Source organism: Novosphingobium sp., from assembly GCF_030699305.1.
In the GTDB taxonomy this organism is placed as follows: domain Bacteria; phylum Pseudomonadota; class Alphaproteobacteria; order Sphingomonadales; family Sphingomonadaceae; genus Novosphingobium.
In genome coordinates, this window is the sequence record NZ_JAUYNB010000038.1 from 174384 (window position 1) to 189660 (window position 15277).

13 protein-coding genes are annotated in these 15277 nt (G+C 62.0%); 5 read left to right on the forward strand and 8 right to left on the reverse strand.

Features of this window, described 5'->3' with window-relative positions; genetic code table 11:
• The first annotated feature begins 292 nt into the window (after positions 1 to 292).
• A complete protein-coding gene (locus tag Q8Q53_RS15485; protein WP_305702685.1) occupies positions 293 to 2485 on the forward strand; it encodes a TonB-dependent receptor in 2193 nt (730 codons plus the stop codon).
• Between the two features lie 81 nt (positions 2486 to 2566).
• Here the strand turns inward: Q8Q53_RS15485 and Q8Q53_RS15490 are convergent, their stop codons facing one another.
• A complete protein-coding gene (locus Q8Q53_RS15490; RefSeq protein ID WP_305702686.1) occupies positions 2567 to 3718 on the reverse strand; it encodes an alpha/beta hydrolase in 1152 nt (383 codons plus the stop codon).
• A 2-nt stretch (positions 3719 to 3720) separates the two neighbouring features.
• Positions 3721 to 4296 carry a VOC family protein gene (locus tag Q8Q53_RS15495; RefSeq protein WP_305702687.1) on the reverse strand — a complete coding sequence of 192 codons (576 nt, stop codon included), beginning with the start codon at positions 4294 to 4296 and terminating at the stop codon, positions 3721 to 3723.
• A 158-nt stretch (positions 4297 to 4454) separates the two neighbouring features.
• Between Q8Q53_RS15495 and Q8Q53_RS15500 the strand changes: the two genes are divergently transcribed.
• A complete protein-coding gene (locus Q8Q53_RS15500; protein WP_305702688.1) occupies positions 4455 to 5981 on the forward strand; it encodes a long-chain fatty acid--CoA ligase in 1527 nt (508 codons plus the stop codon).
• 60 nt (positions 5982 to 6041) lie between these two features.
• Here the strand turns inward: Q8Q53_RS15500 and Q8Q53_RS15505 are convergent, their stop codons facing one another.
• The 6 genes from Q8Q53_RS15505 to Q8Q53_RS15530 all read right to left on the reverse strand — a co-directional run bounded on the left by Q8Q53_RS15505 (position 6042) and on the right by Q8Q53_RS15530 (position 12332).
• The gene (locus tag Q8Q53_RS15505; RefSeq protein WP_305702689.1) at positions 6042 to 6233 is read right to left on the reverse strand and encodes a hypothetical protein; all 192 of its coding nucleotides are present in this window, start codon (positions 6231 to 6233) and stop codon (positions 6042 to 6044) included.
• A 117-nt stretch (positions 6234 to 6350) separates the two neighbouring features.
• Complete coding sequence (locus Q8Q53_RS15510) at positions 6351 to 6938, reverse strand: hypothetical protein (RefSeq protein ID WP_305702690.1); 588 nt, start codon at positions 6936 to 6938, stop codon at positions 6351 to 6353.
• Between the two features lie 133 nt (positions 6939 to 7071).
• Positions 7072 to 8079, reverse strand: a complete 1008-nt coding sequence (locus Q8Q53_RS15515; RefSeq protein WP_305702691.1) for a sterol desaturase family protein — start codon at positions 8077 to 8079, stop codon at positions 7072 to 7074.
• Between the two features lie 210 nt (positions 8080 to 8289).
• Positions 8290 to 9234 (reverse strand): MBL fold metallo-hydrolase, encoded by a 945-nt coding sequence (locus Q8Q53_RS15520; protein ID WP_305702692.1) that lies wholly within the window; start codon positions 9232 to 9234, stop codon positions 8290 to 8292.
• Between the two features lie 104 nt (positions 9235 to 9338).
• On the reverse strand, positions 9339 to 11741 hold the full coding sequence (locus Q8Q53_RS15525) for a TonB-dependent receptor (RefSeq protein WP_305702792.1): 2403 nt from the start codon (positions 11739 to 11741) through the stop codon (positions 9339 to 9341).
• 408 nt (positions 11742 to 12149) lie between these two features.
• Positions 12150 to 12332, reverse strand: coding sequence for a hypothetical protein (locus Q8Q53_RS15530; RefSeq protein ID WP_305702693.1), 183 nt, complete (start codon positions 12330 to 12332; stop codon positions 12150 to 12152).
• 203 nt (positions 12333 to 12535) lie between these two features.
• Here Q8Q53_RS15530 and Q8Q53_RS15535 point away from each other — a divergent pair, with 203 nt between their 5' ends.
• From Q8Q53_RS15535 to Q8Q53_RS15545, 3 genes are read left to right on the forward strand one after another with little or no spacing between them, the layout of a single operon-like run.
• Positions 12536 to 13618 carry a putative urea ABC transporter substrate-binding protein gene (locus tag Q8Q53_RS15535; RefSeq protein WP_305702694.1) on the forward strand — a complete coding sequence of 361 codons (1083 nt, stop codon included), beginning with the start codon at positions 12536 to 12538 and terminating at the stop codon, positions 13616 to 13618.
• A 37-nt stretch (positions 13619 to 13655) separates the two neighbouring features.
• Positions 13656 to 14471, forward strand: a complete 816-nt coding sequence (locus Q8Q53_RS15540; protein ID WP_305702695.1) for an ABC transporter permease — start codon at positions 13656 to 13658, stop codon at positions 14469 to 14471.
• On the forward strand, positions 14468 to 15262 hold the full coding sequence (locus tag Q8Q53_RS15545) for an ATP-binding cassette domain-containing protein (RefSeq protein ID WP_305702696.1): 795 nt from the start codon (positions 14468 to 14470) through the stop codon (positions 15260 to 15262). Before Q8Q53_RS15540 ends, Q8Q53_RS15545 begins: the two co-directional genes overlap by 4 nt.
• Positions 15263 to 15277: the final 15 nt, after the last annotated feature.

Consider the following 15277-nt stretch of genomic DNA (forward strand, 5'->3'; position numbering starts at 1 on the left):
TTTGCCGGGCCGGGTGAGGGCGCTGCAGTTGATTGTCAAACACTGTGGTAAAGTTATTTGACGACTACCGCCTTCAAGGATGAGCGCCAAAATGCTGTTTTATAAGACGTTATAGCCAATTTCTGCACGCTCACGCAGCCGGTCTGGCAATCCTACCACTTGATAAATGGCAATGTAGTTGACATTTATTTGATACAGCATAGCCTTGCAGCAGATCCGGATTTGATCGCACCACGCCAAACAGGCGGGGCGGCCGCCATCCGGCAGAGGATGATTTGAAGGGGAGGATGGGATGATCAAGTTTCGCGCACACCTGCTTGTCGGAGCTGCACTTTGCCCGGCACTGCTGCTGACCGCAGCACCCGCACTGGCGCAGGACGACGACGACGACAGTAACGCCCTGGTCGACATCGTCGTGACCGCGCAAAAGCGCGAAACGAAGCTGGAAAAGACCCCGATGACGATCAACGTCGTCAGCGGTGAACTCGTCAACGATATGGGGATTTCCGAAATCAAAGGGCTGGCGGCCAACGTGCCCGGGCTGTCGATGCATGAATCGCCCGGCGGCCTGAGCGGGGTCAGCATTCGGGGCGTCGGCACTTCGGCCGGCAGTCAGGTGTTCGAACAATCGGTCGGGCTGTTTGTCGACGGGGTCTATCACCCGCGTGCGCGGCAATACCGCGATGCGCTGTTCGATATCGAACGCGTCGAAGTGGTCAAGGGCAGCCAGGGCGTGCTGTTCGGCAAGAACACCAGCGTCGGCGCGGTCGCGGTCATCTCGCGCGGGGCGGGATCGCAGGCCGGTGGCTATGTGCAGGGTCAGATCGAAGCCAACTATGGCGGCTGGTCGATGGACGGCGCGCTCGACATCGTGGCCAGCGATACGTTCAAGCTGCGCATTGCCGCGCTCTATGAGAACATCGAAGGCTATGTCAGCAACCCCACCCGCGCCCGCGACGAGCCGGCTGGCGATCGCTATGTCATCCGCGCCGTGGCCGATTGGGAACCGACCGACCAGTTGAAGGTCCGCGCCAAGTTCCAGACCAGCCGGCTCGACACGATCGGCAACAACTTTGAATTCATCGCCAACCAGAACGTCGCCGGGCTGACGGCGCTCGGCGTGGTCGACGGCGGGCTGCCTGACTACACCAAGTACGAAAGCTCGGGCGCGTCGGGCGAAACGCTCGATTACCAGAAGAGCTATGACCCCTCGCTGGAAATCAACTACGATCTGGGCAACGATTATTCGCTGACCGCGATCACCGGGTATTCTTGGTTCAAGTTCCAGAACGCGTTCGATTCGGATTCAACCCCGCAGCCGTTCCTGCATTCGCAGTTCAACGAAACGTTCAGCCAGTTCACCCAGGAACTGCGGCTGGCCTCGCCCACTGGCAAGGCGATCGAATTCATCCTGGGGGCGTATTACCTGCATTCGACCACCAAGTATGATTACGTCAGCTATTACAATGGCTTCCCGGTTCTTGGCGGACTCTACGGCACGGTCTCGCAGCGCTTCAACCAGACCGAAAACACCTTTGCGGGCTTTGGCCAGGGCGTCTGGCACATCGCCGACAACGCCCAGTTCACGGTCGGCGGACGCTTTACCACCGACAAGAAATCGGCGAACTATCACAAGCGCCTGCTTGACAATCTGGGCCGCCCGACCGGCCTCGTGGCCGTGCTGGTCACGCCGACCGGCACCGGCACCGCCCGCGACGTGACCGACAATACGTTCGATTTCTCCGGCACGCTCAGCTTCAACCCGACCGAGGCTTCGACGCTGTATGTGTCGGTCGGGCAGGGCAACAAGGGGGCTGGCTTCGTCAACCAGGCATCGATCGCGGCGCCGTCGCCGATCACTTTCCTGGTCCCGCGCGAACGGGTGACAACGTTTGAGGCCGGGCTCAAGGGCCGGTTCCTCGATGGCCGGGCCTACTTCTCGCTGGCGGCCTACCACCTTGAGATCAAGAACTATCAGGACAGCTTCTACAACTCGACCGCGCGCGCCTTTCAGGTCCGCTCGCTCGACGCGAAAAGCACCGGGCTGGAAGCCGAAACCCAGTTCAAGCTGGCCCCGTGGCTCACCGCGTTCGGCAACATGGCGTGGAACCCCACCGCCAAGCTCGACAATGGCGAGCGGATGCAGCGCGCGCCGCGTCTGACTTATACACTGGGCACGCGCTTCAACGCCGATCTCTCGCCCGACCTGTCGCTCAGCGGATTTGCGCAGCTGGTCCATTCGGACACGATGCTGCACCAGCCCGCCTCGGCCCCGGGGGACAACACCAGCCTGCCGTCGGATCTGGTCAGCGCCCGCGTGCAGCTGACGTATAACCCGCTGCAGCTAAGCTTCTTCGTCAACGCCAGCAACCTGACCAAGGAGGTCTACCGGACGTTCTCGTTCGGCAGCCCGATCGGGATGGGCCAGGTTGGCGCACTGAACGAACCGCGCACCTTCACGTTCGGGGTTCGCAAGAGCTTCTGACCGGCAGGCCCGACACGAACCGGCCCGGGACAGGATATCCTGTCCCGGGCCGTTCTGTTTCTCCGGAGGGTCTGGCGCCGGTTACCAGCCCTGGCTGGCTATCCAGCTTTTCACCACTTCGGCGGATTGACGGCAGAGTTCCGGCTGGCCGAAGTAATAGTGGTTGGCCCCCTTTACCACGTGATGCGTCTGCGGCGCGTTGACCGCCGCCGCCATCAGCCGCCGGGCGTGATCGGGGGTGCAGGCATCGTCGGCGCTGTTTTCAATCACCAGCAGCGGCGCATGGATCCGCGCCGCGCATTTCAGGCCATCGGCGTTCGACAGGTCATAGGACCACTGCGACAGCCATGAGCGCAGCGTGGAAAACCGCGCAAGGCCGACCGGCCCGTCGTTCACCACCACCGGATCGCCCAGATAGCACCAGTTCGGCGGGCGATCGCTGGGGTCTTGTGCGGGGTCGACGAACCGCGGATCGGCCATCGTCCCGTGAACCACGAACCCGCGCTCGTGGTTGCTGCGTCCGGTGCGGTGCAATTCGGCCAGTTCATCCTGCACCCAGCGCGTGATGCGGCGGTTGCGATCAATCTGCGCGGCACGGTAGCGGGCCATGAACTCGGCCGTATAGGGCGGCTGGTTGGGGCTCGCAGGATCGTAGATGTTCAGGTCCGGGTCGCGTTCGAACGGGCGGGCCTCATCGCTGACCGACGGGTCCATCCACTCGGTCAGCGTCTGGTTGCGCGACAGGTGCGCGGCGAGCAGCATCACCCCATCGGCCGGGATCAGGCCGGCCGCCGTCAGGTCGATCGGATCGCCCGCCGGGGTCTGGGTCACAGTCGGGTTCTCGGCCTCGGCCTGATAGAACAGCGACAGCGCACCGCCGCCGCTCCACCCGCCCAGCACGACATAGTCATAGCCCAGCCGCTCCTTCGCGTCGCGCACGCAGGCCCCCAGGTCGAGCGCCACTTTCTCCATGATCAGCGCTGCATCCGTGCCGCGATAGCGGCTGTTGCAGTAGATCACGTGGACGCCCAGCTTCGCCAGTTGCGAGGGTAGCGGCAAGTAGGACCCGCCGCCGATCGGGTGCATCATGATCACCACGGTATTGGACAGCGTTTCCGGCTGGAGCAGGTGCGCCTCCAGCACGACCTGCCCGACTTCGCCCGAATAGGTATCCTTGAACACCACCTTTTCGGAGAATTTGATGAGGTAGGGGATGCGGTTATATTTGCTCATGCTCAGGCTGCCTTGATTTCGGGAATCTTGATCGCGTCGGCCCCGAACAGGGCGAGTTTGGCGGCGCGGGTTTCGGCGGTCCAGCCCGCCAGCCGTTCGCGCGCGGTGCGCTCTTCCTCGGCCAGGATCGCGTCGTGTTCGGGCACGCGCCAGGTGAATTCAACCTGCAGCCCGTTCGGATCGTACATATAGACCGACTTCACGAAGCCGTGGTCAACCGGGCCATGGCAGGTCTTGCCGTGGCGGCGCATCCGGTCCTGCATCGCCAGCAGGTCTTCCTCGGTCTTCGCCTCGATCGCAACGTGAACGTCAAAGCTGTCCTTGCGCATGCCGGAATCCGGTTTCGCGCCGGTCGGCTCGTCAAAGAACGCCAGATAGTTGCCGTCACCCAGCTCGAAGAACAAGTGCATATAGCGCGATGTTACATAGGTGCCCTCGATCCCGTCCTGCAACACGATCCCGGCAAAGCGCAGCCCGATCACGTCCTCATAGAACCAGCGCGTCTGCTCTGCATCGATGCAGCGATAGGCGGCGTGGTGGATACCTTTCAGCCGGTCCAGGCTACTTCCTTCAACCATGATACCCTCTTCCAATTCGGGGTTGTGACGGGAGAATATCCGACCACCGCAGGATTCCATGGAACCGGGCATTTAGTCAATGTGTTTGACATAATGTCGCGGCCAATTAGTCTCGGCGGCGGCGCATGCGCCATCTATTCTGCTGCAGGGGCCGTTTCGTGCATTTGACCCAGGGACTTCACCGCTCGGCCCGGATCCGGTCGGATGCGATTGCGACCATCGACGGCTCGCGCCAGCGGACCTGGGCCGAAGTCGCCCGCGATGTGGCCCGGTTCGCGGGCCTGATCCGGTCACTGGGCGTTGCGGATGGTGACCGGGTGGCGGTGCTGGCCCACAACAGCGATCAGTATTTCGACGCCTATTTCGCGGTAGTCTGGGCCGGGGCAATCATCGTGCCGCTGAACACCCGGCTGGCAGTGCCCGAACTGGCCTATCAACTGCACGATGTGGGCGCAAAAGTGCTGTTCCATGGCGACGGCTTTGGCGAACACGGCGCGGCTCTGGCGGCCGAATTTCCGGCACTCACCGTGATTGCCCTCGCCGAACAGGACGGATCGCTGCGCCAGCGCATTGCCGCGCAGTCAGCGACCGGGGATGCCGCGCGGGGGGACGCCGATGTTGCCGGGATCTTCTATACCGGCGGCACCACCGGCCTGCCCAAGGGGGTGATGCTGACGCACCGCAATCTGGTGTCGGTCGCCACCAACCTGATCGCGATCATTCCCTTCGATGCCGCCTGCATCAACTTGCACTGCGCGCCGATGTTTCATCTGGCCGACATCGGGCTGTTCACCGTGACGATGGTGGGCGGAACCCATGTGTTTACCCCGCGCCCGGATGCCGCAACGATCATCGCGCTGGTCGCCCGTCACCGCGTGACCCACGCCTTTACCGTGCCATCGGTGATCGATGCACTTAGCCGCGCCGATCTGGCGGCGCACGATCTGGGTTCGCTGCAGATGCTGGGCTACGGCGGATCGCCGATGCCCGCCGCCACGTTGGAACGTGTGCAGGCGCGGATGCCCGCAGTCGATTTCATCCAGGGCTTCGGAATGACCGAAATGCCGTCGCTGACTGCGCTTCTGCCCGCCGATCACCGCCCCGGCGCGGACGCTGCCAGGCTGCGTTCGGTTGGCGTTCCGGCCTATGGCTTCGAGGCAAAAGTTGTCGGCCCCGATGACCGCGAAGTGCCGCGCGGCCAGATCGGCGAAATTGTCGGACGCGGGCCGTGCGTCATGGCCGGATACTGGGGCAAGCCCGCCGAAACCGCCGAAGCGCTGCGCGGTGGCTGGATGCATTCGCAGGACGCCGGGTACATGGATGCAGGCGGCTATCTGTTCATCACCGACCGGCTGAAGGACATGATCGTATCCGGCGCGGAGAACATCTATTCGACCGAAGTCGAGAACGCGCTGAACCTGCATCCCGCTGTGCGCGAAAGTGCCGCAATCGGGGTTCCCGATGAGCGCTGGGTCGAACGGGTCCACGCGATCCTGGTGCTTGAAGACGGCGCGGTGTTTGACGAGGAAGCGCTGCGCCGCCACCTCGAAGCGCGGATTGCCCGCTACAAGTGGCCCAAAAGCTGGGAAGTGCGCAGCGAGCCGCTCCCCCGCAGCGCAATCGGCAAGATCCTGAAAACAGACTTGCGCGCGCCGCACTGGCAGGGACACGGCCGCAAGGTCTGATCGGTCGCCACGCGGATCGGGAACCGTTCCAACCGGCCGACCGGACCGCGCAGTTCACGATCAGCCTGGCGCTGCTGGCCCGGACTGGCGCGGGATCCGCTTGCCCTTGGTCCGGCTGGTCAGGTGGAACTGCCAGCAGCGATCGCAGCGATACGGGCGCAGCGTGATCGTTGCGCAGAACACCGCCGCCAGAGCCTCCGCCTCGCTGCGGTAGCGCGCTTTCCTTTGGCAGACGCTGAGCCGGGTGCGCATGGATATCCTTCAGACGAACAGAACCGTGCTGGTATCAGCCCGCCGCCCGGCGGACCAGCCAGTCAAACCGTTCAGTTCGAGAGCGGCCTGCGTCCGGCGCAGCTTCCAGGCTGAGCGCTATGAACCCCGCAGGCTCTTGCGAAAGAGCGACTTCACCAGTCGGCCCTCCAGAATCCGGCCCACCAGATAGAGCGCGGCGAACAGTGCGGCGAAGACATAGGCGGCGGTCGGGGAGTTTTTCTCTTTCTTCTTGGGCTTTTCCGGTGCCGGTGCGCCCAGCGCCTTGTCGATCGGATGCTGCTGCAGCACCGTATCCGCTTTTTCGGGCTTTTTGGACTTTTCTGCGGCTGCGGTTGAAGCGCTTTCAAACTTGCCGATGGTGATCGTCAACTGCGCAAAGGCCAGAAACAGCAGCGGTGCCAGAAAGCACAACAGCAAGGTCCGGCTGGCGAGCCGATAGCGCAGTACCGCGCCGCCCATGCCGTGTTCGATCTGCAGCACGCCGCCATCGAACGTCGCCATCTTGTCTTGCGCAGCCTGGTTCTGCTTGCGGAACGTCAACATGTCGTTTGTTCGTTCGTGCGTGGTCCCGGTTTCGCGGAACAGGGGATCGAGCCGCCCGAAGGCGTCGTCACTCGATTGTTCGGGGGCGAGCGCGAGGCTGCCGCGGATGTTCCAGATCCAGTCGATGAAGTGCAAGTTCACATGGCCTCCGTTTGAAAGAGTAGTTCGCGCCAGTCTTGCGCCTCAGTCTGCGGCGCTTGCCGACCGTGAAAGTCCCGGGACGGTCGCCAGGATTGGAACAATGGCAATCCAGCGTGCCGCCTCGGCCACCCGGTCACTCCGCCGGGACCGTCTGCGACTGGTCCTGCGACTGGCCGTACCGCCGTTTGCCATAGAGTTCCTTGGTGGTTTTCCAGGCCTCGGTGAACGGGTAAGTCATCTGCTCACGGATCGTCATGCGGTGCCCGCCTTCCATGCCCAGCAGTTCCGCCTCGCCATCGACGCAGGTTCCGAAAATCCGGTCGATGAAGATGAAGGTGCCGGAATAGTTGCTGCGGCTGGCTTCGAAATCCCGCGAATGGTGCAGGCTGTGATGCTCGGTGGTGTTGAACAGGAACAGCCACCAGCGCGGTGAATTGAAGCGAACGTTGATGTGCTGATAGGTTCCGATGGCCATGCCAACCCCTCCGGCGAGCAGAAAGGCGCGCGGCAGGAAGTCAAAGAAGCCGCCGATGCCCAGCCCGATCAGAAACAGCTCAACCGGGTTGCCGACCGCGCCCTTGTTGATGTTCAGCTGCGTAATATAATGATGCACCGAATGCGTCAGCCACAGCGGATACCAGTTGTGCATCCCGCGATGCATCCAGTATTGCCCGAAATCGAAAATCAGCAGGATGAAAAAGGCCTGAACCAGCAGCGGCAGGGCGGAAAACCACGCCAGCTTGTCCCAATCAAAACTTTTCTGGATCGCTTCGATCACGACAGCGCTGCCGATGTAATTGTCGACCGTGCCAAGAATTGTGTAGCCCAGCCCGACGAAGAACAGGTCCGTAACCAGTTCTTTCCACGTCAGCCGCCAGCTGGCGTAGCGCGGGTTGACCCATTCCAGCGCCAGCAACAACACCTTGAAGCCGATGCCGATCGCGATCGCGGTTGATGCCGTGGCAATGGAATTGGGCGCGTAGAACCAGAACAGGATCATCGTGAACAGCACGGCGGGCTGAAACCAGGTGAAAACGAACCGCTTCACCGGGCCGCCTTCCACTTGCGGCAGATTTTCCCAGCCGATGGTAACCGGCGAATCCGCGCCGATCACCCGCTTACCTACGCGAACTCCGTTCATTGGCCTGCACTCGCGATATAGGCCCGGTGCATGCTGGGATTACCCTGCGTGCGGTGGGCACAAGGATGAAGTTGATGTCCGGTTGAAGGTCGTGAAATTCGCGTCATCACGCCAGACGCCAATCCGGTATAGTTCACATAGATGTGATCTATGACGTGGCGGCAGCCGACCCGCTCAATCCCGACCGGCTCCCCATCGGGCAAAGCCGCGTCACTCGGCACGGGCGGCCACGGGGTAGATGATGAAGTGTTCAAACACCTGCGCCTGATCGGGCACACCGGGCGTCGTTTTCAGGCCGGCCTGCAATTCGCCGATGCTGCTGGCCGGGAGTTCAAGGGGATGCTCGTCCGGATGCGTGGATGCTTCGTTCGGATAATCCCGCCCGGGCGTGCGTGTCATTTCGATATGGGCGCCCAGGACCGCGCGAATCTTGTGCGTGGCCGCAAATGCCGCCAGCCGATCGATGCTGGCGCGGTTGTCCGCCAGAAAGTTGACCGGCACATAAAGCCGGCCTGGATAGAGCGTGTCGCCGGAGAACAGGATTTTCAGCCTGGGGTCGTAGATCATGATCGCCGCCGACTGGTGGCCGGGCGTGGGCAGAATGCTGAGCTTGCGCTGGCCAAGATCGAACCGGCCGATCCCTTCGGGCCACCTGGCGATGCCGAAAAAGCCCATGACGTCAGCCGGTTTCAGTCCGACGACGGTCGTATCAGGGCGGTCGCGGAATGCGGCGTCGCCAGAAATATGATCGCCGTGGTTGTGGCTGTGCGCGACGATCAGCGGGATTGCGGTGCGCTGGTTGGCGGCCAGCCAATCGGCGATCAGCTTGTCGACGGTCGGTCTGATCCGCCCGCCTTCGGCCCCGCTGTCGATCAGCAGCACCTTGTCGCGCCCGAAGATCAGGTAAAGGAACGGGGCTTCGAAGTTGGTCTTTACTGACTGCCGGATGACGAAAGTATCGCCATCGAGCGCCTGGACCTGGGTGCCGGGCTCATCCCCGTTTGTCCCGTCGATCCACCGTTCCGCGAACAACGTCGGGGTTGCGGCGGCGTTGGCAGCAGCAACCGGCAGGCCTGCGGCGCAACCTGCCAGCAGGAGCGCAGCACCCAGCTTTGCGGCCTGTTTCGGCCAGAACACGCGCGGATCATATGCCATGCCGTTTGCCCCTCTGCCAGCCGCCAGCCCAGCGGCCATGTTCAGTCAACGGGCGGATTGAAGCGCCATTCTTGCAGAACAGCGCCCCAATCCGACTCGTTATGTCAGTATTTGAACCGCGCTTCGATGCCGAAGGTGCGCGGATTGATGACCGTCTGCTTGTAGTAACGCAGCACGACACCACCATTGAGGCCAACGCGTGAGCGATCATTCGCGACGGACGCCACTGCGTATTTGTTGAAGATGTTGTTCGCAAACAACGTGACACTGAATTGATCGGTCTCATAAGAAACCGAAGACCGGTGCAGCACATACCCCGGCAACTTGTCACCATAGGCCCGGTCCCAGCCAAGGCGTGTCACGACATCACCGCGATAGGTCGCTGTCCAATCGGCGATGATCGTGCCGTCCATGAACGGGGCTGTGTACGCCGCGCCAAGACTTCCGCTGTTTTTTGCCGATCCAGGCAGGCGGTCCCCGGCCAGTGCGTCGAGCTGGATGGGGCTGCTGGGATAAGTGCCGGCCGGGCTGTTGATCGCAATGATGCCGGGCACATCTTCGGTCAGCCGCGCATTCGTGTAGGAATAGGTTCCCTGGATCGACACGCGGGGAACCGGGCGCAGCTGGAACGACGTTTCAAAGCCCTCGGACTTGCCCTTGCCGCCATTCACCGTGATGCCGACAATCCCGTTCAGCGTGGATGAATCGACCTGAATGCCTTCCCAATCGATCTTGAAGACGTTGAAGTTAAACGTCAGCTTGCGATCGAACAGCTGGGTACGAAGCCCGATTTCGATGTTCTTGGTCGTGTCCGGACCGTACTGGATCTCGTTCGGCAAGGCGCAGACATTCTGCTGGGTAAGGTCGAGCGGCAGAACGCACGGTGCGACGGAGTTCGGGCCGCCGATCCGATAGCCCTTGCTGTACGTCCCATAGACCATGAAGTCCGGCGTAAAGTTGTAGGATGAGTTGAACTTCCACACCCAGCCGCTGTTCTTCGCGCTGCCGCCGGCTGAGGGCAGATCATAGGGGCTGACCGGATCGCCGAGCAGCGGCAGCACCGCGCGACCGGCGATTGTCGAGGAATAGCCGAAATAGCGCGCGCCGGCGGTAACCTGCCACTCGGGCATTATCCTGAATGTACCTTCGCCGAAGATCGCCTTTTCCGTCACTTTGGACGTTGTGAAGGCCGCATATTCGACTTCGTCCGGGTTGGGCTGGATTCCGAATGCCACCCACGGATGGTTGGGCAATCGCTCCCGGCCGTCCTGCTGCCGCTTTTGCTCGTTGTAGAAGCCGCCCAGCACCCAGTTGAACGGACCGCCGTGGCGAGAGACGAAGCGGACTTCCTGGTTGAACTGCTTGCGCGTATTCTCGTTCTCGTTGAAGCCCGAAAAGGCCGGGAACGATTCATACCCATAGTCGAGGTCGAGCAGCAGATCGGTAATATCGGACTGCGTCTTGTTTTTCACATCGGTGTAAGCGGACGTGGCAACCAGATCGACGAAATCGGCAATATTGGCGTTGATCTCAATGCTGCCCAGATGCGCCCGGCGCGTGGCCGGTTCGATAAAGCGGCCGGCGCTTTCATACCTGCCGGTCCCGAGCACGCCGTTGCTGTTGTACTGCCCGCCGTCGGTCTTGGTCTGCTGATAGGCGTAAGTGAAGTTGACTTTCAGGTCTTCGCTGAACTGAATGAGCAACTGGTTGCGCGTGGAGAAGGTGCGCTCGAAGTTGAGGTCATTGCGGCGGGTCAGGTTGGCAGCATAGGCCGCGTCCGATACGCTGACCGGGCCACTGGGCTGCGGCAGCGATATGCCGGGCTTCTGGACCAGCAGCGCGTAGTCAATGAAACCGGGGTCGAAGAAGTAGCCCGTGGCCGAGCGGAAGGCGATGTGATCCTTGACGATCGGGATGTTGATGACGCCGTCCGCCTGATAGCCGACCTGCCCGCTGTGGCTTTTGCCAAACAGCCGACCGTGTACTTCGCCTTCGAAGGAATCCAGGTTGGGGCGGTTGGGAATGTTGCGGATCGCGCCGGCCAGCGTGCCCAGTCCATAGAGCGTGCCTTGCGGCCCAAGCAGCACTTCAACCCGCGAAATGTCGAGCAGTTTGAAGTCGTAGTAGAGCGGAACTTCGCCCAGATAGACGCCAAGCGCGTCGTCATACGAAGCGCCGGACGTGCTCGTGTCCGAAGCGTTGAGGCCGCGCATCACGATCGTGCCGGTTGATCCGGGGCCCGTGTCGGAAATGGTCAGGCCGGGGGTGAAATCGGCGATATCGCGGACATCGTCGATCCGCTGCCGTTCAAGCTGGGCCGAGCCGACCGCAGTGATGTTGATCGGCACATCCTGCAGCGACGTTGCGCGCCGCGTGGCCGTCACGATGATCTCGCCGGAGCTGTCATTGCTTTCGGCGCTTGGCAAAGCGTCCTGCGCGAGTGCGGTGGTGGCGCCAAATCCCATCAGCATGGTAGCGCCAAGCAGCGTGTTGCGGAACAATTTCATAGTCACTGCAAACCCCCTTATTATGAGCCTGTGGTTGAGTGACACCCTTCTCCCCTGGCGCTCTGGCTAAGCCGGCACCTTATTGACCGCCGACGCGGCCAGCTTGCTTAAGAATTCCATTCCCCCACCCGCAACTTGCGCTGGGTCTGATCCGGCGCTGCCAATGCGCAGCGTCGTTGTCGTGCAAACCATCAGGGACCGCCGAAAGACCTGCAAGCACTGGCACAGCGACATCGCCGAAAATCGGCATTGCATCGCTTGAAACAGCGGTATTGCAGCTTGGCTCTCGATTCCCGAACCCTCACTTTTTGAATCGGCGATGCCCGTATTGTCACATCGCCGATTGTCGTCCGTCGCCCGCCAGCTTGGGGGCGATGAGCCATAACGTTATGGATATTACGAAATCCGTCAAGCGTAATAATTCCGCACTTGCTCAGTATGACTCGAATTGATGCTGCACCGCACAAATCCGCTGTTTTCGGGGATCATCGGCACGCAAATGGTGCTCGCCTGAAACACGCCCAGGCCCTCCGGCGCGTTGCGGCGGCGAGCAGACATGCGAATCGCATCGTCCGTCACGCGGGCTTTCATCACAGCAGGCCCGGCAGGCCGGGGAATCGGGGATTGCGCGCTACGGGCAGGGATCCGCTGGACCAACCGGGCGCGCAGCGCGGCGATCGAGGGCTGTCACCCTCAAGGCCGCAACGTTATTACCCTTTCTTGAGATGGTAATATTTTTTGATGGACAAGAGTCAGGACTGTGGTGATGCTGCAGTGCGAAAGGAAATCGAATCATGATCAAGCTGGTTGGCAAATTCGGCGCTGGGGTGCTGATGGCTGGAGCGCTCATGCTGACAGCCTGTTCGCAGTCGTCCGCGCCCGAAACGGAGCAGCGCACGGAATTCAACATCGGCTGGTCGATCTATGCCGGATGGATGCCCTGGCCCTATGCCCAGCAAGCCGGGATCGTGAAGAAATGGGGCGACAAATACGGCATCAAGATCAATCTTGTGCAGGTCAACGACTACGTTGAATCGGTCAACCAGTACACCGCCGGCAAGTTTGACGGCGTGACCGTGACCAACATGGACGCCCTCACGATTCCTGCGGCTGGCGGCAAAGACACCAGCGCCATTATTGTCGGCGATTATTCGAACGGCAATGATGGCATCCTGCTGAAGGACGCGACTTCGCTCAGCGCGATCAAGAACCGCTCGATCTATCTGGTCGAGCTGTCGGTCTCGCACTATCTGCTGGCGCGCGGGCTGGAAAAGGCCGGTCTGAAATCCACCGACGTCAAGACGATCAACACGTCCGACGCCGACATCGTCAGCGCCTTCGGGTCGCCGGATGTCACCGCAGCCGTGACGTGGAACCCGCAACTCTCGGTCATGAAAGCCACGCCGGGGGCGAACCTGGTGTTCAGCTCGGCCGATATTCCGGGCGAAATTCTTGACCTCATGGTCGTCGACACCGCCACGCTCAAGGCCAACCCGAACCTTGGCAAGGCGCTCGCCGGCATCTGGTACGAGACGGTTGCGCTGATGCAGCGTCAGGATGCGCAAGGCAAGGCGGCCCGCGCGGCGATGGCCAAACTGTCCGGCGCGACGCCCGAAATGTTCGACGCCCAGCTTGCGACGACATTCCTTTATACCGATCCCAAGGCTGGCGTCGCGGCCACAGTATCGCCCGCGCTGGTCTCGACCATGACGCTGGTGCGCGATTTCAGCTTTTCGAAGGGCTTGTTCAACGGCGCGACGTCAGCCGACATGGTCGGAATCGGATTTCCCGGCGGGAAGACGCTTGGCGATCCCCAACGCGTGACGCTCCGCTTTGACGACAGCTTCATGCAGCTCGCCGCCGACGGAAAGCTCTGATCGCGTTCTGCCAAGACAGCGAGGTTCAGGAACGATCATGCGTTGGGTAAACCGTCATGCAAGTCGGAGCGAGCGCATCCTGCTGGGTTCGCTGCCGATCCTGTCGCTGGTGCTGCTGTATCTGTTCGCGGCGGCCCAGCGCCATGCCGCCAACCCGGTGGACAAGATCCTGCCGCTGCCCGCCAGCATGGCCCGCAGCATGTATGCGTTGATGTTCCAGGCTGACCAGCTCAGCGGACAGTTCGTGTTCTGGGTTGATACGCTGGCCAGCCTGCAGCGGCTTGGCCTGGGACTGGGGATCGCAACGGTCACGGCGTTGATTGTCGGGCTGGTGCTGGGAGTGCTGCCGCCGGTGCGGGCCACGCTGGGGCCGTTGGTGACGGGCATCGCGGTCATTCCCCCAATCGCTTTGCTCCCGATCCTGTTTATTGCCCTGGGGCTTGGGGAAACAGCGAAGGTTGCGCTGATCGTCATCGGGATCGCCCCGGTCATGGTGCGCGACATCGCCGCCCATGTCGCCGCCCTGCCAGCCGAACAGATCGTCAAGGCGCAGACGCTGGGGGCCAGTTCCTGGCAGATCATGATCCGGGTCGCGCTGCCGCAAGCCATGCCGCGCCTGATCCAGACGGTGCGACTTTCGCTCGGCCCGGCCTGGGTGTTCCTGATTTCGGCCGAGGCGATCGCGTCGGATGTCGGGCTTGGTTACCGGATATTCCTCGTCCGGCGCTATCTCTCGATGGACGTGATCATCCCTTACGTGGCGTGGATCGCGCTGCTGGCGATCCTGATGGACGTGATGCTTGCCCGCCTCAGCAAACGCGGGTTTCCGTGGGCGCACGGAGCAAGCCATTGAGCGACCATCCCGCCCCCATCCTGAGCCTGCAGAACGTCTGGGTCGAATATGGCGACAAGATCGTGCTCGAGAAGGTCGACCTTGATATCGCGGAGGGCTCGTTCGTCTCGATCATCGGACCTTCGGGCGCGGGCAAGAGCAGTCTGCTGCGGCTCATCCTGGGTCAGGAGCGTCCTACCCGGGGGAAGATCATGCTTGATGGCCGGCCGCTCGCCCCCGAATGCGGGCCGGACCGGGGCGTCGTTTTCCAGCGCTATTCGGTGTTCCCGCACTTGTCGGTGCTGGGCAACACGGTGTTCGGACTGGAATGTGAACAGGCGCCGCTGCTCGCGCGGCTGTTCGGCTTCGCCCGCCGGGCAGCCACGGCCGAAGCGACCGAGATGCTGAACGCGGTCGGCCTGGGCAATTCCCTGCATCAGTACCCCGCGCAGCTTTCGGGCGGCATGCAGCAGCGGCTGGCCATCGCGCAGGCCCTGATCAAGCGCCCCCGCATCCTGTTGCTCGATGAACCGTTCGGTGCGCTCGATCCCGGCATCCGGGCCGATATGCATGGCCTGATCAAGCAGCTGTGGCGCGATTATGCACTGACGATCATCATGGTAACGCACGATATCCGTGAGGCATTCACGCTTGGTACGCGGGTCCTCGCGCTCGACAAACGCCGCCACGATCCGCACGCGCCGCATCGCTTCGGTGCGACCGCAGTCTATGATCTTGCCCTGCGCGGCGACGCCGATCCCGCGGCGGCCGAAGCCTTGTCCGTTTCACTCAACCAAGTTTCCAGCAGCTAGAAGAGGCCCCACCGT